Source organism: Paenibacillus terreus (assembly GCF_042138595.1).
GTDB lineage: Bacteria > Bacillota > Bacilli > Paenibacillales > Paenibacillaceae > Paenibacillus > Paenibacillus terreus.
Genome location: NZ_JBHIRX010000008.1, coordinates 169418 through 191356 on the forward strand (window position 1 = coordinate 169418; position 21939 = coordinate 191356).

Genomic DNA, 21939 nt, shown 5'->3' on the forward strand with positions numbered 1-21939 from the left:
TGTCCAAATTTACTTGTGCGCTTTGTTCGTCTATGAACGGTTGTTTAAACGATTCTTCATCCTTGTCTACCAATGCCTGTAATGCTTGTTGCAGATCATTTTTTATTTCCTCGTTAAACAGAGGATCATTAATGTCCTCCCATTTGATACAACCAGATAACAATAGGCCAAAAGAAGTCAGGATAATAGAAACATACTTTGGTTTTATGCCTGAGTCCCCTTTCTGGTTTAAAATATAGACGAAACCATTCTGGAATATGTTTCAAGTTCAGAACATACAAGGAGCCCCTCTGACCTCACAGGAACTATCGTGTTCTTGCTCTCATTTTTGAGAAAAACACGCAACAGAAATTGGAAATTACCGTCTTTTATATAAACGGGAGAGATATGTTAGATGAAAAAAAAGACCATAACGCTGATCCTCAGTCTTATTTTATCCACGGTTGTTATTGTAATTTATCGTCTGTTTAGAGGCACACTGGATGAAATGAATTGGGTTGAACATCTTTACTTTGTTTTGTTTACCCTGGGAGTATATCTCTTGCTTATCTTTCTGGATCGGAGAGGAAAACATTAGAATCCGAAAACACCTCCAAATTGTTCTTGAAATTTAATGACAATTGGAGGTGTTATTTTTGATTTTTGAATCTACTTTTCTAAAGCATTAAAAGTTATTATTCTTCTTGCTCTTGTTCATCATGAAGCATCATCTCTAATACGGCATATACGAGCTGCACTCCGTCCTTCATGCCCTGCCTATACAAATATTCATTCTCCAATGCTTGCTTGTAATGATGCTTATCCTCCCATTCCGAGAACTCAGGTTTATTCACAATATCCATATCAGAAAACAGCTTCTGAAATGCCGCATACTCTTCCTTATGTAACTTACTAATCTCTGGATGGCGTATGGTGCGAGCTGAGACATCATCAAGCCGATGCTGAATAATGCTTTCAAACCATACTGGGAGCTTCAAAATTAGTTCCTCCTCGCACATATTGTCTTTCTGTTTGTTCGACTTTTGCATAATGCAGCTGCATCATTAACTGATCAACCTTCTGACTTAATGCCAGCAGCTCGTCATGCTCAGACAAAGGGATAGACTGCTCCAGCAAAGCTTGGCCGAGTTCATTCATCCTCCGTCTCTCTTGCTCCATTTCTTCAAGTAAACGAATCATCATTTAGCCTCCAGTTCCCTTCTTTGGGTTACTCATGCAATTGCACCACAAATTTACCTCGTTAGTTTTAATGCGAAAATCGGTTTATTTTATTTTACTCCGATATTCGCATTAAAACAACAATTCTATCTCGTACAATTTGGGTAAAATGAGAGGTGCATATATATGAAGCATCGCAAAGAACCACCCGGCGATAAAAACATTATTGGTTCCCGAGTAATCGCCATACGCAGAGCAAAGGGAATGAAGCAAAAAGAATTTTTAGCCAGACTGCAAACCTTCGGGCTGGATATTAGTCCAACCAGCCTATCACGCTTGGAAGGACAGTACCGACTTGTTCAAGACTATGAGATCGTGATCATCGCCAAGGCCTTGGAAATTTCCGTTGGTGAATTGTTAGGTGAACAACCTGAGTGAATACCGTCGTATCTACGAATAGCACGAGTTTATAACATACAAAAGAGAAAGTCGAATTGAAATGACGTTCTCTTGGGGGATTCTCGTCTTTGTATAAAAGCTGTCTCTGTTGCTGAAGCCCCAGACAGCAAACAAATTAATACCCGGCTATTAACATTTCAACAAACTTAACATCTGCATCTGCAAACCTGTAATTGCCTAAATCATCGATGTCGATCCACCTATATTCGTCGTGATCAATTAATGTGATTTCCCCGCTTACAAAAGTGACTTTATGTGCATACAAGCGAATGTGTGTAGATCCGTAACAATGATCATTCACACCGAACGCATTTGCAAAAAAGTTGGCAGAGATCCGGCGAAGAAATACACGCTAACCTTAGCTCGGCATGCAGACGTTTATCAAGCAATTCAAGAGCTGCATGCTGAAAAAGGTTACGCGATCACAAAGCTCTGTGAGCTCGCAGGAATCGCCCGATCTGCCTACTACAAGTGGCTGAAATGGACGCCATCCGCTAGAGAACTCGAAAATATTGCCCTAGCCGAGGAAGTCAAATGTCACTATGACAAGCAAAAGGGAATACTCGGTTATCGTCAAATGCGTATTCAGCTGAATCGTAAGCTGAAAAAGAACTACAACCGCAAACGGTATTACCGTATCATGCGCGAACTTGAACTCAAGGCAGTCATTCGAAAAAAACGACCACATGACGTGAAAGCTCCAGCCTTTCATATCGCTGAGAGTGTCGTGAACCGAGAATTTAAGGCGGACATACCAAACCAAAAGTGGTGCACGGATGTGACCGAACTGAAGTACGGGAAGGGTCGTAAGGCCTACCTGAGTGCCATTATTGATGGATATGACAACTCGATTATTTCGTGGGTTTTAAGTCATTCCAATAACAATAAGCTTGTTATGGATACCATAAAGAAAGCGTTCAGAAGAAACCGAGGGACTAAGCCGCTTTTGCACAGTGATCGAGGTTTTCAGTATACTTCGGTTGAATATAAACGACTTCAAAAGAGATACAAATTTAAGAAGAGTATGTCTCGTGTAAGCCGATGTTTGGATAACCAACCCATTGAGCGATTCTGGAGTACCTTTAAAGCAGAAAGCTATGATCTGAGAAGTATGACACGTACGATGATCTCCTCCAGAGTGTAAAAACCTATATGCGCTATTACAATAATGATCGGTACACCGAACGACTAAACGGTTTATCCCCTAACGAATATCGACGAACAGCTTAACAACAAAAAACAATCCCCTTGGCTTTGATAACCGAGAGGATTGAACACTTTGGTTTTTTGGTCTGTCTACTTGACAGGGTGCACATCACTCTGGGTGCCCTAATGTAATTTTTGGGATTTTTTAAAAATTTAATTAATTCGTTATCTTCAATTGCTGTTTACATAGATTAAGGTTCGCCGCGGCGGGATAAATTCCGATGAGATGAACCAAACTTTCGACGTCGTTGTTCCTTTAAATAATTTTCATGTTGTGCGAGATGGACCCGTATGCTTAATCCAATAACTTCCCCTAACTTCACTGGTACCGCGTTTCCGATCAAACGTCCGATTGTTTTAATTGCTATGGGTTCTCCAGGTGGCACAAACTTGTATTCTCTAGGAAAGCTTTGCAAAATAGCTCCTTCCCTTAAGGAAATTGCTCTATCTTGCTCGGGATGACCGAATCTGCCATTCCCAAATCCAAAAAATTGAGTTGTCATTGTTGGAGCCGGCTCATCCCAGCTCATTCGACCGTATACGCTTTGATAAGTTTTTCCCGATCCTTTTTTATGACATTCTGCCACTAATTGTTCTTCCCAATCTCTCCAAGTCCCACCTGGTCGAGATGCTTTAATTCGATCCATATTAGTCGGGGACAATGAAGATGATTGATGCAGTGGGTCAGCTTCATTAGCTTCTCCAGCCTGTAATGGAGGTAAATCGGCAATTGCCTCGCGAACCGTTTGCGAATTGACGCCAATTTCATGAGGCTGCAGCAAATTAATAGAACCTAATTTCGAAGCTAGAAGAACCAGCCTCTTTCTATGTTGAGGTAAGCCGTAATCTGCACAATTCACAATCTGATAGGTTACGTGATAATTTGCTTGTTCTAGTTCCTCAACGAAGCTCTTAAATACATTCTGGTTGATTAAACTGGGTACATTTTCCATTGTGACAAGTTCAGGGGCTGTTTCCCTAACTAGCCTTGAAAACTGTAGAAGTAACCACCAACGCTCATCGTCTTGGCTAGCCTTACGGTTATATGTTGAAAAAGTCTGACATGGTGCACATCCAGCCAATAAATTTATCCCGTGTTTACGAAAAGCTTTTCTAACTTCATCTGCACGTAAATCCTCTACAGATTTCAACTCAAATTTGGCATTATTATTAGATGAGTATGGGTAGCTACACGCTGGGTCAATATCCACTCCGAGCCGAACATCAATGCCTGCTCTCTCTAATCCGTGTGTCAACCCGCCAGCTCCACAGAACAAGTCCACTGCATAGACTTTTCGCTTAGTTAAGTTATTCTGTTTTAGACTAGCTGCTGACATCTCTAAACCCCCTAAATTTTCCATTACCTTGATAGTTGCTATTCGACAAAAACTGCAAAATCCCTTTAAACCACCTATATACTAACTCCTAGTCTCAGAAAAAATGCAAATATAATTAATTATACTCTCCCCCCCTCCATAAGTCTAATGAAAAAAAGAACCGAGCTGATCCATATTTTCAATTAAGTAACACCAATTCATTGGATTAATTATTAGAAAAATGGAAATATAATGATGGAGATGAATTCATGGATAAATTCACTAAAGAAAAACGAAGTCAAATTATGAGTAAGGTAAAGAGGCTAATCTTGGGATGATAATTAGACAAAGATTACACCGGTTAGGTTATTGATTTAGAATTCATCGTAAAGATTTACCGGGTAGTCCTGACATCGTCTTGCCAAAGTATAAGAAAGTTATTTTTGTCCATGAATGCTTTTGGCACAGACACGAAAACTGTCCAAAAGCAAAGTTACCAAAATCTAATATAGAATATTGGGAACCAAAAATCGAAGAAAAAAAAGAGACCTGAGAAATATTGAAGATCTCTCAAAAATGGGTGGGATTCACTAATTATTTGGGGATGCTAGATAAAAAAACGGAAGAAATAGAAGAAACCCTTATCGAATTTCTGAATAATAATTAAATCGTTAAGGGCTCAATATATAAAAGAGGAAACCGTATAGCGGTTCCCCCTTTATATTAAATCATATCAATTCTACAATCCCCGTATTAATTAATGCCTCTAAATGGCATTCCAATTGATCAGGAAGAGTTCCCCATTTAACCAAAACGCCTAATTCCATGTTTCTTTCCATCGCTGCTGCACTCAGATTAGCACTAGTGATGAATGCGAACTTTCCGTCGGCAACCAGGCATTTGGCATGAACTGCTCCGCCTACTTGGCCGTAACCTTTCTTTTTGACGTCTGTGTTCCAAACATAAATATACGCTAAAGGTAAAGATTCTCTCATTGCCTTAACTGAATCGAAATCCAATCGCCCTCCATATTCTTGCGAGGATTCAAGCAACACATTAACTTGCACTTGCCGATCCATTGCATCCCTTAACGCCCGGATAATGGAATCAACCTCATAAGCGACAAAACTAACTAGGAAAAGTCTCTTCTTAGCCGACTCAATAATTTCTCGAAGAACTTGTTCAGTATGTCTTACAGGAACCATTCCGGTTGATGGTCCCGTCCAAACTAACTCAATTGATCCGCGGTGTTCTGAGATAGAAGATGTCGCTGAAGCAGCAAGTAATCCAGCTGCTACCTCCTTCGGTCCGACTTCTGCTGCATCTCGCCAAGCTTTTTTTAATCTGTCAACCAGTCGCTGATCAATATATGGTCCGAAACTGGTTTTAACTCGATCCATCTCATCAGCCGATCTCAATGATTTGATTCTTGTGGCGATGATCGCTATCCGATCCGGGTGTAAATCATTTCCTAATTCAGCGATAACCTGCCAGAGATCATCCATAACTGTTTCTGCCCCCCTCAAAGAAGGCTGCATCTTGACACTCGAATGTTCTCACAAGCAACGCCCGATCAAGATAACGATTTCCTCGTTCACAGGATGTTTCGGGAACTAAAGAGCATGCATGGCAAGAGGCTGAATGAAGTGAGCGATCGTCTCCAGGATTATGTTCCGAGCATAAAGGATCGGATGAACAAATAGTTGCTCTCGTCAACGCTTGTGTAATAAGCCGTTCAAGATTCTCCGGCTTACCCAACTCGACCAATCCACCTAAAGTACCATCTGAATCAGCAGCAGCTGTATAAAGCAATACACCCGCCATACGGGAATTCGGATCATCAGACGCATATATTCGTTCTCTTATACTTGCAGCATTATACCCGCACTCCAAGGCTAATTCACGAATTAACAAATGGGCGAAAGTATGCAGCATTGCGTATCGGATTGAAGGGTACCCTTCTTCCGGGTTAAGCCCACGTGTATTACGCCAGCCTTGATGCCCTTTCCTCAATTTTTGGTCCCGTCCATGCACGGCTATACGTTTTGCCCAATTTTCGACCTCTTCTTCTTGAAATTTAATAAAAATTCCTTCACCATATACCTCGCCGGCGGGTACCCATGTAGGGCGACCACGACTCAGATTTGCCATAGGAGGACGTTCCTCTTCATTCAAGGATTCTTCTGGAGCCTCTACTCTAGTGTACCCTATCAGGGCATTCACTTCCCTAAGTCGCTCTAAAAGCAATACACTATCAATTTTGTCCTTGTAAGCAGTCGGCGTCTCAGTTTTTCGGCTCAGAAACTGTGGGAAATCTGATGGCGGGGATGCCATAGTTAATACATCCCATTCTGGTATTTTTATGTCAACCTCGGAAATAATATCGGTCTGTGAATTTCCATTATTCTTTTCTTGAATTGCTTGCCAAATATCCAGCGGTTCATATTGCTCAATACCTGGGAGTCCACCACTTTTTGATAAGGTCTTGACTATTACTCTGACTTCGTCAGGTGACTCGACATCCGAAAAATATTCCCACCCGTCTAGAACAAGTTGGCTCAAATGGTTTTTTTCCAATGGAATTGCTAATACGGAAAGAGTTACAGGGAACCAACTGTTTGTAGCTCCCAGCAATACGGCCCTAGGGGCTTCACTGCAAGAATGATCATAGCTATCCAGATGGGGGTGCCTACCGCGGCAAGCAGGGAGATTCTCCTGTGCTTCCTTGCCAAAAGCATGAACGAGTGACCGTGACACCCCGCATGAATCGCATTTTACCCACAGGTTCTCTGTTTGTAAGGAAGCCCCCCGCTCGAAGAACCGTAATGTTCCTCTGCATTCGCTAGGACCCGAATGAACGAACCAGTGCCAAGGAAAATCATCTAAATGTCCATTTCTGCACGCTAAAAGGAAACGGGCAGGTACAGCATCCGACTTCGTACCTTTTTCACAGTTTGCATGGACAAAATGCGTCTGCTCCGGACGATATGGATTCGGTTTTATATTGAATAACCCGGAATCGAATTCCCCCAGTAATCCGCATTTGACACATCTTAGCCAACGAGGAAATGGCCTTACCGGGACACCAATTTTCCCCTCGGCGGACATTGGATTTACCCCCTCGTCTATTAGAAACGGAGGTGTACGCAAACGTTCCACCTGAGGTCCAAGTAACCGGGATACGGCTGCGAGCAACCTAGCTTCTTCGACGGGTGGACATCGATTGATGTCCCAACGATCCAGCCCCATTGTAATAACCGATAGATTAGGTAGATCAATCAAGGCCCCAGGGCCATATGTCCAGAGCAACTGGCTTGGCCTTACTTGGCCTACAAGATGTGTGCTCACCTCTTACCACCTTCTTTCTTATTTTCATCAACCTTCGCATGCCATTTTGGTGGATCGGGAAGCTTGGTCACATCCATTACTAACTGAACACCTGGTTCCACTTCACGCATAGACATAGGTACGGTCAACTCATCCCATACTGTAATACCAGGCTTCTTTAACAAGCCCGCAATATCCCCTTTCCCATATTCCGTCTCATATCCTAATCTGCGTCCACTTCTACTTGACTCCTTAACCCAGCGGTCGATACGATCGGCCACCATATTTTCTGCATTGTGTTTCGCCGCTTTATCACCTTTTACTTTCCATGCCCTATCGGAAACAATCCGTTTAATTCTTTCGACTTCCAGTTTTGTCGTGCTGTCAAGCTCTTGTGCACCGATGTTCGGGTTCAGGGAATCGTTATCGAGTCGTAAGAAACTCACCATCGTCCCTGTCAGACCTCGATCCAACGCCCGTGGAGCGAAAGGCGTAACCGACTGAGCCTCAACATGCTTATAAAAGGTCGCGTGATAATGTTCAAAGGTCTCGTAATGTGAAAGATCCCTTGGTCGTGACCATGTAAGTACGGTACAGACAAGACCTGGGAAAGAACGGCCGACTCGGCTTGTAGCTTGAATGTACTCAGCTGTACTTTTCGGTTGACCGTTTACAACCATAAGACCTAGACGATTTACATCTACGCCGACCGATAACATATTAGTTGCCAGTACAATATCAATGGCCCTGGTCTCACCTTTTTCCCAATCAGACTTAAACTTGATTTCAAGTTGATCAAGTTTTTTGGGAATATCCTTATTTGAAACTCGGGAAGTTAGTTCATCTACATTTCGGACAGAACGTTGACTTAGTCCAGGTCGCTTCACATGGCTCATTTCAACACGATAGGAACGCGTTTGAACGTCGTCCTCGGCAAGTCGTCTCATACCACCTAATTCTCTCAATGAATTGAAATAACCAACCACTGTCATGAAGGGATCTGAAGCCTGCCCAAAATGTTCGAATAATGATTGAGCCGCCGTTAGAAACGCTACATATACTCGAATTAAGACAGCAGGGCGGGAACTTCCCGGTGAACAAACTCCAATGTAACGACGCCCCGCCTTCTCTTCAACCGGCCTTTGAACCGCAAAAAAATTATCCTCCACGTCAAGACCATGTGGCGGAAAAACAGCTACCTGGCGAAGGAAAACATTATTCATCTGTTCTTCTGCCTTACGAACTGTTGCCGTTGAAGCGATGATTTTAGGTCTGATCATCTTTCCTCCGATCTTCCAAGTTGAGAGTTCATCTACGGCAGTCTCGTATAGTCCTACCATTGTACCGAGAGGCCCGCTGATAAGATGAAATTCATCCTGAATAATTAGATCCGGTGGGCGAATTGGTCTTATTTCGCAAACAGTTGTAGCAGGTAGAAGTCCTTTTTTTCTATGATTTCCATTGCAATCTGATTCCGGCCAAAGCAGACCATGCCGAGAGCATTCGTACGACGCCCGACCAAATAATGTACGCACCTCTCCGCGCCAAGCCATCATCGCGAATTTATCCACGGTACCAATTAGCATAGAGGGAGGCCGGCGATAAATCTCCTCATCTACTACAAGAACCGGTAAGCCTAAATTCCTTGATCTGGACTGACTAAAATCACAACGTCCATACTTGTCCCCGCAAAAGATAAATGTTTTACCTATTTCTCTGTCAACGCGAATATCGCGACCTGGTAAAATTTCAGATCCACACCATGGACAACTGGTTAGCTGCGCTGGCGTCGAACTATTACCGTACTTACCTTCTCGCTCTTTTTCTATGGCATCATGACTCTCTTGTGTCGTATTAGGTGTTACTCGTTGCCCCACCCATAAACCAATGGTAAAGGGCTCCTCTCCCCAATACTTAGTATTAGACCTACGCTGAACCTCCATAGCACAAATGAGTGCTGTCGCACGTTGAAACTGCTGTAATGTTAAAAGTCTTAGTGTATAACGCATGATCACGGATAACCCGCGTCCAGCATCGAATCCACCTAAGTTTCCTTGCAACCTACGAATTGCTATAGTGAAAGCGGCGACCCCTAAATACGCTTCCGTTTTACCGCCACCTGTCGGAAACCAGAGCAGGTCTGCATAAGCCTCTAATGGTTCCGTACGATCTTGATGACTCGGGTCTACTAATGCCGGAATAGACAACAACATAAAAGCTAACTGAAAGGGTCGCCAGGATCGGTTTTTTGAAATATTCAAATCTTCAAGATTTGGATTCTCACCACGTCTTCTCTTCAATGCATAGATGCTTCGGATACGCTGCGAAGCCATGGCACGATTTGCGAAGCGAAACGCATTAAGTGCTGCGTCGTTATCATCCGAACCAAGTACCGAAACACCCTCTCTGAGTCTTTCCAAAATAAGCATGCACCGATCAATAGCGTCGGAAGCGACTTTGTCATATCCATGTACCGAGGTATTTATACGTAACTTCTGTTCACGAATCCATTCGTCATAATCATCAGTGAGAATAGTAAGTGCTTCTACAAGCTTGTCACGATCCAATTCTGCAAGGCATTCCATATCAAGGAAACCTTCATCAACCAAGCGGCGCAAGCCTAGCCGATCAAATGGTTCCAAACCAGGCGTTTCGGTGACCGGCACCTCATAACAAGGTAATACCCTGGTCTTAATTTGGACTGCACGTTCCGTATCAATATCGGAAACCGTTGCATGGACCGATATTCCATGACCAACGGCAAATTCGGCCTTTTTCCTATAGATCATTTCCAGCGCTTCTCGCTCTTCGTCCGTTCCTTCAACAGCTACTACCGGACGTTTGCGAAATATTGGCCTATTCATCGAATCGCGCAAAATCAACTCGGGTTGAAACACCCAAGCCTGGTCTTCATTCTGCTCGGGCAGAGTCTGATTATTTATTAAGAAAAGGGTTACCAATCGATCACCCTTATCAAGGGTAGCGCTCACCGAACCTTGAATGATAACATCCGTGCAATCCCTATCTATTACAATAGGCCCGATGGATGCCTGATCCAAGTCAATGGATACAGTTCCTCCTGAGGGAATTCTTCTCCAAGCTCGGAATGGTTTCCCGGTTTTCTCATTAATTCGCTGACTCTCACCGCGTTCATATCTCCCCCAATTTGCTTGCAGCTCTACACTTTTAATCGTTGCATCGACGCAAAATGTAAGGCCCAATGAAGAAGGTACGAGTGACTGATTCGTTGAGGCCTCTACCTCTCCCTCTGACTCTTCAAGTTCAACCTTTCCACTAGCACTTGATGGATCTGCGGAAGTTTTAAAAAGAGGGAGATCCGCATTCTCCACACGGGTATCTTGAGGTGCCAGTTTGCCAATGAGATAACGATCGCGGACACCCATCCCGATGATTTCCTCATGAGGACCGTCAGCGGGGCCAAGCAGGTCATCCGTAACAGCATATTGAAGTAACTCCCTAATATAAGCCTGTTCTTTTGGGGTATCACCAGTAAGCATTGGAAACGACGAGTAATCAAGAGCACAAGCAGTCTTTAAAGCCCGTTCGAAAACCAGCCAATCAAGCCGAGTAATAACTGGTTTAGAAATAAGAGGTGGAAAACCTAGATCATTTAATGATATTCGTGGCTGAACTGGCACAATTCCATCAAAAAAGAACGTTGTGTGTTCTAATGTCGAACGTTTACGATAAATACGCGTAAAAGCAACTGCTTTTAAATCTTCCGTTCGGTCAATTACAAGAAGAAATACATCACCTTCATGTACGCCGCGGCATTCTTCTGAGCTTAAGTTCAAAGTGAGTGTGAAGTCTTTGATTTGACCCTCGACTGTGATCCTAACGAGCCAAGCGTTATAGTTTTCGCCTTTAAAATTGCTTGGTTCACCCCACTTGATAACTTTTCTACTTTCTTCGCTCATAAATCCTCCTTCTTCTTTCAAAGACCACTATATTTCTCAAATGGCGAAAATCTAATCGTTCATCAATTCGAAAAGATCGGGCTCGAGATTCAAAGCCTCCGTTTTTTTAGAACGCCGAGTATTAGTTAATTTACCAGCTTTTTGGGACTCCCTGGTTTCCATTTCAAAGCGTTCCTGATTCAGGTTCAGAAGGCGGTTAAATATTTCAGTTCGAACTGATTCAGATATTGTAAAACGCAACCCTTGTTTCGTTTCATAAAACCCATGATTAAGATCTAGATCCTCCCATCCATAGGCGGATGTAACTGATTGATCCAATTCAATATGCAACTTTCTAAATTTCATGATCTCTTCATCTACTTCGAATGGATTATGGAATGAGTTGTAGATGTTCGTTAGGCCAACAAGTCTAGTTTTCATAAGTATTTGCCGAAATTCGTAATATTTTAGAGCTATATTATTTATTTCTTCCAAGGATTCAGGAAATGGAAATGTCTCGAAACAATTGGTTGGATTATATCGATTACGAGTCTCCAAAGATGAACCATAATATCGAGCCCAGGATTCGTGTAACGTGCTTTGCAATAGACCAAAATGCTTATAATCATCTGTAGCAAACACATTTAATACATTTGTAAAAACATTTTGTTTAGGCACAAACCCGAAACAAATATATTTTGATACTACACAATTCACTAGCACTCTATCTAAATTCTTAATTGCATTATATAGCCCTGGACAGGTTTCTCTGTACAACCACCACTTTAGTCGGGTAGCTTTACGCTTTTGAGTTTGTCGTTCTGGTAAAACTCTCGTTTCAACGATTTTCATCAATAGCGGATGTTGTCGTGCCTCTTCTTCTGTCATTCCTGTAAAATTTATGATCATCCGTGTAGGTTTTTGTTCTGGGTCACTCAAAAAGTCCTCTCCATTTAGCATTGGCCAAATTAACCCAGTTGACATAGGATTATCCTGTTTAACTTTCTCAATTTCATTTTCTTCTAGGACAAACCCTAATCCCCCAGTAATCACACCCTTAAAACTTTTATTCTTTTGTGAGGGGAGAGCATAGGGATCAGAATTCGCTGTATCTTCGTTCAAATAACTTGAAATACTATTGACTTCCTGCCCATCAAGTACAAGCTTACCTTGATACGGACCCTTATATATACACACTATTGCTATATGAATTGTTGCGGTCCCAGGCCAAGGTATATCTGAGATAGCCCAATAAATACTGCTATTATTTTCAATAATCGGTACAAGGGAAGACACTCGATTAACCGTTTGACATATTGAATTCGTAGAGATAAGGCCCATACATCCTCTTCCTAGAAGATCGTGTGCCCTTCTAAAGAAGTGTGTGCATAAATCGGCACCACCAACTGTCTCTTCATGCGAGTTTAACAACCACTTCAGGTATTTGTCTCCATGAAATGTACTAATGCGGTTCCCCCATAGGAAGGGAGGATTTCCTACAATCGCATCAAAACCATCCCCTAAAATGAACACTTCTGGAAACTCTAGCGGCCAATGAAATGGTACTTTCTGCAGATTACTATCCGGTAGGTTTTTTACAAATGCCTCCCGTGTCGTACGCTCAAGGGTTATACCTATTTCTGAGTTACCCGCAAGGAACTCTCCGGCCATAATAGCAAGTTGATTTAATGCTCGTTCAAGCTTAATGTTATTACCACCACTCTGAATTACTTCACCGACCATTACATCCGCAATCAAATGGATCGACTTGAGCTTATTCCTTACTTCTAAATCAATTCTTTCCATCGTTTCAATGTCACGGATATCACGGATTGATACTTCCCTCAATCTATTACGAAGCTCAATCGCTTCATTAATTGCCTTTTCAATATTGTCTTCAAATATTCGTAACTGGTGTTCTCCCTTATCAGGATTCATGCTCATTTTAGTTAACTGGTCTAGACGATAAATACCAAGCAGGCTATCCCCATGGCGCAAATTATGATCAAGGAAACCAAAAGGGCGACCTTTGGCCAATGTAACTAACCAAATTGAGAGCTTCGCCAATTCTACCGCAAGTGGATTCGCATCGACACCATATAAGCATCTCTCCGCAACCAAACGTTTAGCAATAACTAAGCGTTCGTCAAGTTGAGAGGGCATTGGATCGGAATCATTAAGGTTCTCAGATACCTCTCCTTCTATAGTGACGACCTTTCCATTAGCTTCCTCGATTGCCCAAGATTCTACTACCCTTTCGGCAAGCCACCTACACGCCTGGACAAGAAATGCTCCTGACCCCATGGCAAGATCGCAGATCTTAAGATTCAGCAATTCCGAAGACTTCCTTAGTTTCCATTTTTCGCGTTGCTTTCCTTCTACCGCCCCTAAATAGGTCAATGGTTCCAATGTTGTGACAACGACACTCTCAGTTAGAGATTTAGGCGTATAATGTGTACCAGTTTCACGACGATCGGCTCCAAGAGTTACCATGAAGGCGTTGGCTTTATATACTATTGGATCTCCCCAGGCATCCGTTCGCAATAAATTACTAAACGGACGTATACGATTTGCTAGTTCAATATCACCTCCGCATAACGAAAGTAGACGACTAAAGTTTGTAACATCTAAGGACCGAGCCAAAGCGTTACGGATAGCCGATTCGCTACGTTGAGTTACTTCTTGCAACTTGGTGAATAACGTTGATTCATGCTCCAAACGTGCCGATTCCATTTCGGACAATAAAAGATTAGGATTTTTAGCCTTATGAGAACCAATTAACCCCAAAGTTATTTGTGGTACGCGCACAACGGTATGTTCCAACAAACCCTCATAGACATGACCAATTTGTTCTACATCTAGTGCCCTGTAAGACATTAATAAAGCACCATTTCGTTGTTCCAATACCTGCAATGCGTTAAGTAGAAATAATACTGTCCGATTGTCAATAGGTAGCGGAGTACTGGTAGTATCGTACCAATCTGTCCCCTTCGGTCTTCCCTCTAAAAAAGGAAATCGGTTCGGATCAAAAAGTGAGCCACCTAATGCGGGCATTCTAAGTGTCTCATGTTCAATACCGCTATAAATTACACGAAAGACGGCCAAAAGTCGTGCCCATGCATCATGTCTTCGATCCAATATTTCCGGTCCAAATTGTTCCGCCTCTTCAGAAAGCTGCCCTCGTAAAGTTGATATTGCATAGTACTGATCGTAAATGGGATCACCTAATAAGAGTAATCCGCGTTCTTCCGCACTTAAAATAAACACTATCCTCATCATGATAGTAAGCCCGGCTTCATATAGTTCCCTAGGAGAAACGTCATGTAATAGTTCACGATTGCGGTCTTGGTCTGCTTTGTCAAGGCACTGGATTAGAACCTCTACAGCACGGCGTACTTGTTCTCCAAGGGTGTCTGTCACTTCATCTTGATATTTAAGCGACTCCTCCAATAGAGTTTCTAGATTGTTTTCAACCGGGCCAAAACAACGACGAACGCCCAGTAATGATTGAAATGCCTTGAGTGTAATCGGTTCCTGGAACCAGAGCCGAGCATACCAGGATGCATAACTTGATGTATTTCCAATCGGAGCGTTTACCAACATCCAACGTTCTCCATTGGTAATAAGTCCCAACCTAACACCGTTACTTCGGCAAAGTATAGTCATTCGTTCTGCAAGAGATGACGGCCACCCATCATTCTGCTTTACTGATTCAAGATCCGTACTAGGAGGCACAATGGATATAAATAGTCGTGGATTCTCGTCAGATTGATCTTGAATAACTAAATCTGGTATAAATGTACCGTTATATGCTGGTGGTATAAGGTTATATGGTTTTTTAAGTCCAATATTAGAAAAGAGAGTTAGGTCATCATACTCTAGAATTTCGGTAAGCACGAGCCGAACCCACTGCTTGTGAAGCTCAAGTAATTGTGGATCATTCTCGTCCACTGCTTCATACCATTCGTCATAGGCTGCACGGAGATAATGCCTTCTTGGAGTCTCAACAGATTCCAGTCCTTGTGGAAAGGCCTGTTCCAACATTCTGAGTGTCAAAAATGGGCCTGATACCTCAATTAAAGACAGCCACTCTGTATGTCGATTTATATTTCTCATGTGATTAATGCCCTCCTCCCAGTTGTGATTGTGGTATGAGGAATACGATTGCTACGGGAAATGTCCGACTTTCAAAACCTTGATAGCGACTTTCTATTATGGCGATTTCGTTCCTTCTCTCCTCAGGTATTCGTGAAAGTCGTGCCTTAAGTGATTCTAAATCAAGTTGAAGCTGGTTTCGTTGTTCCTCTGGCCAAAGTATAAGCTCTAATTGCTGTGGTCCCTGATTTTCAAGTTCCTCTTTTATGTTTTTTTCTAGATCGTCAAGTATCGTTTGTACATCCTGGATTTCACTTTCCTTCCGACGATTAAGTGTATTTCCCAAAAACTTCAGTCTCTCACGTGAACGTGCTTCAACTGCCAAGCGTATAGACTCATCCTGATTCTGATATCTGTTTTTAAGCACTTCAAAGAGAGTCGAATTGGGTTCCGCAGGTTGGGATTTATCATATAACGCTTCTAATCTGCTTATTTGGTTTATTCTTGAAAATCCCGTATGCTTTAGTTCCCCTCCAGATAAAGTCATTTCTTCGTGAAGACGGTGATGATTGCCCCCAGTAATAACCAGTCTTGACCAAACCACTACTGCAGGAGAATTCAATTCTTGGTCTGGAACGGAACGAAATATTACTCGATGTAGCAATTTGTTGTCATCCAATTTCCAAAGTTCCTCGCGAAGGAGACGTAAGCTCATCTGCACGAGTCTATGATTTAAATGTAAAAGAACGATATCATCACTTCCTCTCGCCACATCATGATCGAAAGTGATAGGACGACGTACCCCCGTATGAGGGTGTTCCAATCCCGCAGTGGCTTTTCCCCATGAACCCGGTAATATGGGTACCTCGAACACTTTTCCTTCGGGAACACCATGCAAGGAAATAGGCTTCAACCCCGGTTTCCCTGCAAGCTCCAAAGCAATTTTTACAGCCCGGGAAATTTGTTCGGGAGAAAGATGTAACTCCTCTTTAGCCTCCAATAGTCTTTCGTGAAGACGCGTAATCCTTTCTTGCAATCTTCTCTCAGTTGCTAGAAAACGATGTGCATTTGCTGCTTTTTTCTCAGCGATACTTGTATCCATGGAATTTCCCCGTCCAAGCATCGCTTCCTCAATTCGTTGAGCGATAACAGGTCCTACACTGCCGAGATCCTCACGTATTCTATCAATCTTTAATACTGCACGCATTAAGTATTCATGGTCGCCAGCTAGCTCTCCAACCTGCATGTTACTAGTCGAATCATTATATTTGAATCCTTTACCAACGGGATGCCAGATATATACATAAGGTTCTTTTTGACCATGACGGTCTATTCGACCATTACGTTGTTCCATCACATTTGGGTTCCAGGGTATCTCAATGTGAATCAGATAGTTACAATAATTTTGAAGGTCAATTCCTTCGGCAGCTGCATCCGTAGCCAATAGAATTCGAACGGGTGAAACATCCGAATGAGCTTGAAAGGCTGCTTTGACAGTCTCTCGTTCTTCAGGCAGCATGCTACCGTGGAGGAACATCAATCGCTCCCCTCCGTAACCATGTGCTGCCAGAATTTGATGAAGCCATGTATGTGTCGCACGGTACTCAGTAAATAAGATTACTCGTTTATCATTCCATTCGCCACCGGTGGTCTTAAGATATGATTCCAACCATTCCAAAATTGCTTTCGCTTTAGCGTCAACTCGGTTCTTTGATTCCTCCGCCCAATTTGAGAGTCGATTCAGTATGGTGAGTTGATCCTCGGTGAGTGGAAAGAAAAATTCACCCATTAGTTCCACCGCTTCTAGTTGAAACTCTTCAGCAAGGTTATCGTCTGAATGATCTTCCTCTGTGCGCATGATGGCCTTCCGGAGAATCCGGTCAGACATTTTATCTTTATGATCCTTAGGTAGATAGCCCCTTTCAAGGCTCTCACGATGCTTAGCAAGTGTAAGAGCAAATGCCATCGGTGAAGAAAAAAGCCTTTTCTTGAGCAGCATGTGAACGAATTCCGCTCCATATTCATACCGAGTACCACTAACACTTTTCGATCTGCTCTCTATGTACTCTTGGAGAAGCCGATGAATAGCACGCTCTTCATCCGTGTAGTTAACTTCTAGAGCCTCAAGTTCCCTCGTCGGAAAAACAGGGTTCCCATCAGCATCAGTGATTTCGTTTTTTAGACGCCGAACCATTACTCGTTGTAGCTGTTTTTCATCAGGCATAATGGTTCTAGCAAATCGTTGATCATCAAGAAGTTCCAGTAAAGAAGTAAATGACTCCTGATACCCATTATGTGGAGTTGCACTTAGAAATAGCCGATGTGTGAAGTGTGGTGAAATAGTACGAATTAGCCTAGTTCTCAAACTTTCAATAGCATATTGGGACGCCGCGGCAGGAGCTACATTATGAGCTTCGTCTACGACTAGTATGTCGAATTTCCGGGGATAAGTGACTTGTGGAGGAAGGCTATCTTTTAATAAGCGTAATCCTTCTCCACTTTTCATCCAGTCCATCGACGAGATCAATCGGGGAAATGAAGTCCATGGATTTGCATGAATCCCACGTTCACGACGGAGCCGCTTGATATATTCGGTATCCACAATTCGAAAATCAAGACCGAATTTCTCTCTCATCTCATTTTTCCATTTTATTTGAAGTGTAGCCGGGCAGACAATGAAGACTGTCCTTGCTCGATGACGAACAAGAAGTTCTTGAATAACAAGACCAGCTTCAATTGTCTTACCAAGCCCCACATCATCGGCGATCAAAAGATTGACACGGGCCATATCAATGGCCCGGACCAAAGGGTCAAGTTGATAATCCTCGATTGTTATTCCGCTACGGAATGGGGCCTGCAGCAATGAACGATCTGCGTTTGTAACTGCCCCCCACCGAACGGCATCAAGGAATGCTTCAAGTTGTTCGACTTTGTCCCAGCCAGAAATTTGTGGGAATCCTGCTTTCTCAATAACCTGAGCCCCAGGTTCTAATTCCCAAACTATTTGAATTTCTTCACCGAGAGAGTCTTCGTCAAGGGAAGAAAGTGTGATAAGGTGTTGCTTTTTATAATCTATAGTTGAGAATGCTGAAGCTTTTACATCACTCACAACCCAGTGCCTTCGGCGTACCTCAACTAATTGACCTGATTCTGGAACAGTATGCTTGTATGTATTCTGATTTGACTGACCTTTAGTTTGCATGTCTCGACCTCCACTGTGTTTCATCATTGCATTTATTCATCTATCATCCAAAAGCGACAAATTATTTGATAGTTGCAAAAAAAAGACACACAACAAGGAAATACTAACGCAGTGTGCCATTTATTAACTTTATCCATTTCGATTGACACTTAATAATATGGGATTGATAAATATGACGATCTGACACTAGCACGCGACTCAAAAATTATTATCTATACTACATTAATATTTTCGTCAACTTTTCATGTAATCCTTCTTAATGACAATGTCATCATAGTTTAAATCCAATATCCTTTGACTAAAAATATACAGATTCGGAAATTGGCATCTTGATTATCAACTCTACTTAAGACCTCAATATATTTCCCATTTTCATCATCGTCAACACGATTTTTCTTCGATAATTGATCGAGAAAACTATTTTGAAAACAGTTCTATTACATTGGACATTATAATCCCCTCCCTGTCCATACCATACACAGGCGTCTTTCATAATTCCAATCGTAAAAAGCAGTCCTATATCCCCGCTTTATTATAAAATGTGATACATCTACTGATAGGTAGTCCTATGAATAGTCCAGCAGACGGAAGCCGCCATCTTCTCCCGCGCTGTTGAGTGGAAAGTTATCAAAGACAATCCAGCAGCGGAAGTGAAAAAGCCAAAATTAGTGCATAAGGAAATTGTTCCTTACGATGAAGAAGAGATAAGAGCCATGTTACAAGTCCTTCAAAAGGAGCCGTACCATTGGCGGATGATGATAACGTTAGCATTGACCACTGGAATGCGACGATCGGAACTGCTTGGGATGGAGTGGAAGCAAATTTACTGTAAGACTGGCGTTATCGACGTACAACAAAGCGTTTCTATTTAAAAGGCGAAGTCATCGTAAGGGAACCTAAGACCAAAAATTCCAAACACAAAATTTGCTCTTCCCCTCTGTGCCAGAGGAATTGCGGGATTATTACACTTGCCGAGTTAAGGAGCGGAATAAAATTGGTGACGCACGACAAGGCGGCGAACACTTCTTTGTATTCGCCCATGCGGACGGTAGAGCCTTTCATCAGAAACGCCCTTACCTTTGGTTTCGGCAATTCATAAAAAAGAATGGTTTCCGGTATATCCCTTTCCACGATTTGCAACATACATCGGCAACGCTGCTCATTAATCAAGGCGCCATGCTAAGCTGATTTCAGAGCGGCTTGGCCATGGCAGCATCACCACCACAATGAACATATACGGACATGCCTCACGTTCCGCCGATCAAGCTGCTACCAATAAGTTCGAAAATCTGTTCTCATTGGATACGAAGAAAGCAGACAAAAAGACGTTGGGGTAATATTCCCTCAGCGTTTTTTCCTTTCTTTTATGCTGTCTTAGTCTGCTTTTTGCACATAGCCATGCGGCATATCGCTGCAACTCTTTGAAAATTCCCTGTTTCACCAATCCCGCAAAATCTGTATCAGTTATAAACCCATAATCAAAAGGTTTCAAACATCTGTATCACTTCTTACAAGCAATGCAACATGTTCAATATGGAATGAATGCTGACGGTAGATAAAAAATAAATGAGATGTTGCTGTGTTCACCCGACATAATCATCTTAAACAAATTTCAGTATTTGAAATTTCAGAGGGAGGAGGATTAAGGTGCACCCTTGTTCTCTATCTAAGTTCCAGGAACCTATTACTGTAAACAATACCGACCTACAAACATCCCTTCAAATTAGTCATTAATAATCAGTTCATTAATATGCGTGTATTCCGTTAAGTTAATATCATGCTCTGAACAGAACATTACAATTTTATCACGACAGTTAGATACTATTGTCTTATAGGTATCTATCCTTGTCATACCATTAGATTTTGAATCAGTATTCGTTCTGCTTTTAACATTTTCTAATAGATAACCAAAGCTTGAATTAATCCGACATAGCATTTCTAAATCCCATTTCACATAATTAAAACACTGTACCACATAGGTGTCATCCTTTATATTACCCCAGGCATAATAACTCCAATGGTCGGAAGAATCATTATTAAACAAATCTCTACCAGCATTAAAAATAAATGATTTAAAAACATTGTGCTCATTCAATAAGGCCTTTTGATACCCATCCACTTCAATATGTTCAATCAATATAAAATTTTCGTAGTTAGATGTTATTGTTTGAATTGCAATACTTTGAGGCTGTATTTCTAATGAATTAATAAGTATGTCCCAAAAATACGATTTATATGCATATTTGAATCTAAGTTCCTTACACAGTAATGGGTTAATATAATCTTGAATAAACCTTGAATCAATGCTTGTTATTAATTTTAAAAGTGTTGGATAGTACTTAAAAAAATCAAGAAATATTTCTTTCTTCTCACTAATACTTGATACAAAAGCATCTGTAATAGCTTCTTCAATACAGTTTATAATACCACCCCAAAATTCATAATTTACATCATCTATTAAGTCTCTGTTTTCTGCCATTAATTGATTTAAAAACTCAAGAAAAAACTGTTTTAGTTCTTGTTTATATACTATCTTTATATCCATTAATAGACGGGATATGTCTTTCTTCTCATCAGAAATGTAATATTTATAGCAATCTATCAGTTCACTCATCAAATACTTTTTACCACCAAGAACATAAAATTCACTCAAATTATCCCGTAAATAATTCCAGAACTGTTCAACCGTGGCTGAAGTTATAGTCTCATCTTTTGCATGAGCACAGCTATTTCTAATATTTTTCCAATAGCTATATTTATTTAGGCTATTTTCTCTATTTCTATATATGAAAATATCTTTGAGTTTACCTGTATTCGCTTCAACAATTTCATTAATGAAATTTTCCCACTTGTCACCTTTTTCAAGCACTTTTAAAACATTTCTATCCCACTCAATTCTATTTGCATAACATTCTGGGTATGCTGGTGATCTAAGAATTCTATCTTTTAATGTTTGCTTGAATGCAAGATATGACATAAGGTAGGCTGAGCGATATGCACCTATTTTATAGCAAGCTACTGATTCTTGCATTAGACTTAGGGCATCTTCTTCCAAATTGTTCCGTGCCCAATTTTCTATTTCAAGTTTCATAAAAATTAACATCCTTTCATTTGAAATATGGCTCCTCAGTCTCCAAAGTATTTGATTTCTGCTCAGATCTTATTTAGTTTGAGACATACCTACTACAACCTTAGGCGTTTTCTTCTTAGTCTATATTCCCAACCCATCTTATTTTTTATAGAATAGGCTTCCATATCT

General features: G+C 41.6%; 15 protein-coding genes. 5 read left to right on the forward strand and 10 right to left on the reverse strand.

Annotated features, from left to right (window positions below; all coding sequences use genetic code 11):
* Positions 1 to 674: 674 nt before the first annotated feature.
* Entirely contained in the window at positions 675 to 977 is a 303-nt protein-coding gene (locus ACE5KN_RS16155) for a hypothetical protein (protein WP_375524742.1), read from the reverse strand.
* Positions 955 to 1179: an aspartyl-phosphate phosphatase Spo0E family protein gene (locus ACE5KN_RS16160; RefSeq protein WP_375524743.1), complete on the reverse strand. Its 225-nt coding sequence runs from the start codon at positions 1177 to 1179 to the stop codon at positions 955 to 957. Before ACE5KN_RS16160 ends, ACE5KN_RS16155 begins: the two co-directional genes overlap by 23 nt.
* A gap of 165 nt (positions 1180 to 1344) precedes the next feature.
* On the opposite strand from ACE5KN_RS16160, the gene ACE5KN_RS16165 reads away from it, so the two are divergent.
* The 3 genes from ACE5KN_RS16165 to ACE5KN_RS16175 all read left to right on the forward strand — a co-directional run bounded on the left by ACE5KN_RS16165 (position 1345) and on the right by ACE5KN_RS16175 (position 2847).
* Positions 1345 to 1596 (forward strand): helix-turn-helix domain-containing protein, encoded by a 252-nt coding sequence (locus ACE5KN_RS16165; RefSeq protein WP_375524744.1) that lies wholly within the window; start codon positions 1345 to 1347, stop codon positions 1594 to 1596.
* Positions 1597 to 1906: 310 nt separating this feature from the next.
* Positions 1907 to 2761 carry an IS3 family transposase gene (locus ACE5KN_RS16170; RefSeq protein WP_375524745.1) on the forward strand — a complete coding sequence of 285 codons (855 nt, stop codon included), beginning with the start codon at positions 1907 to 1909 and terminating at the stop codon, positions 2759 to 2761.
* 8 nt (positions 2762 to 2769) lie between these two features.
* Entirely contained in the window at positions 2770 to 2847 is a 78-nt protein-coding gene (locus ACE5KN_RS16175; RefSeq protein WP_375524778.1) for an IS3 family transposase, read from the forward strand.
* A 167-nt stretch (positions 2848 to 3014) separates the two neighbouring features.
* On the opposite strand, the gene ACE5KN_RS16180 is transcribed toward ACE5KN_RS16175, so the two are convergent.
* The gene (locus ACE5KN_RS16180) at positions 3015 to 4160 is read right to left on the reverse strand and encodes a DNA cytosine methyltransferase (protein WP_375524746.1); all 1146 of its coding nucleotides are present in this window, start codon (positions 4158 to 4160) and stop codon (positions 3015 to 3017) included.
* Positions 4161 to 4518: 358 nt separating this feature from the next.
* Between ACE5KN_RS16180 and ACE5KN_RS16185 the strand changes: the two genes are divergently transcribed.
* Complete coding sequence (locus tag ACE5KN_RS16185) at positions 4519 to 4692, forward strand: hypothetical protein (RefSeq protein ID WP_375524779.1); 174 nt, start codon at positions 4519 to 4521, stop codon at positions 4690 to 4692.
* 175 nt (positions 4693 to 4867) lie between these two features.
* Here the strand turns inward: ACE5KN_RS16185 and drmC are convergent, their stop codons facing one another.
* The 5 genes from drmC to drmD are packed head-to-tail and all read right to left on the reverse strand — an operon-like array spanning position 4868 to position 18680.
* Entirely contained in the window at positions 4868 to 5644 is a 777-nt protein-coding gene (gene drmC, locus ACE5KN_RS16190; RefSeq protein ID WP_375524747.1) for a DISARM system phospholipase D-like protein DrmC, read from the reverse strand.
* Positions 5637 to 7487 carry a DrmB family protein gene (drmB, locus tag ACE5KN_RS16195; protein WP_375524748.1) on the reverse strand — a complete coding sequence of 617 codons (1851 nt, stop codon included), beginning with the start codon at positions 7485 to 7487 and terminating at the stop codon, positions 5637 to 5639. Before drmB ends, drmC begins: the two co-directional genes overlap by 8 nt.
* Positions 7484 to 11404 carry a DISARM system helicase DrmA gene (drmA, locus tag ACE5KN_RS16200; RefSeq protein ID WP_375524749.1) on the reverse strand — a complete coding sequence of 1307 codons (3921 nt, stop codon included), beginning with the start codon at positions 11402 to 11404 and terminating at the stop codon, positions 7484 to 7486. The genes drmB and drmA overlap by 4 nt, the downstream gene beginning before the upstream one ends.
* A gap of 51 nt (positions 11405 to 11455) precedes the next feature.
* A complete protein-coding gene (locus ACE5KN_RS16205; RefSeq protein ID WP_375524750.1) occupies positions 11456 to 15499 on the reverse strand; it encodes an Eco57I restriction-modification methylase domain-containing protein in 4044 nt (1347 codons plus the stop codon).
* 4 nt (positions 15500 to 15503) lie between these two features.
* A complete protein-coding gene (drmD, locus tag ACE5KN_RS16210) occupies positions 15504 to 18680 on the reverse strand; it encodes a DISARM system SNF2-like helicase DrmD (RefSeq protein ID WP_375524751.1) in 3177 nt (1058 codons plus the stop codon).
* A 668-nt stretch (positions 18681 to 19348) separates the two neighbouring features.
* Here drmD and ACE5KN_RS16215 point away from each other — a divergent pair.
* Positions 19349 to 19552 (forward strand): tyrosine-type recombinase/integrase, encoded by a 204-nt coding sequence (locus ACE5KN_RS16215; protein ID WP_375524780.1) that lies wholly within the window; start codon positions 19349 to 19351, stop codon positions 19550 to 19552.
* Here ACE5KN_RS16215 and ACE5KN_RS16220 read toward each other — a convergent pair.
* Together ACE5KN_RS16220 and ACE5KN_RS16225 are read right to left on the reverse strand one after the other, a co-directional pair.
* Positions 19545 to 19820 carry a hypothetical protein gene (locus tag ACE5KN_RS16220; RefSeq protein ID WP_375533115.1) on the reverse strand — a complete coding sequence of 92 codons (276 nt, stop codon included), beginning with the start codon at positions 19818 to 19820 and terminating at the stop codon, positions 19545 to 19547. The two genes, ACE5KN_RS16215 and ACE5KN_RS16220, sit on opposite strands and share 8 nt — an antisense overlap.
* Positions 19821 to 20403: 583 nt before the next feature.
* On the reverse strand, positions 20404 to 21771 hold the full coding sequence (locus ACE5KN_RS16225; protein ID WP_375524753.1) for a hypothetical protein: 1368 nt from the start codon (positions 21769 to 21771) through the stop codon (positions 20404 to 20406).
* Positions 21772 to 21939 lie beyond the last annotated feature (168 nt).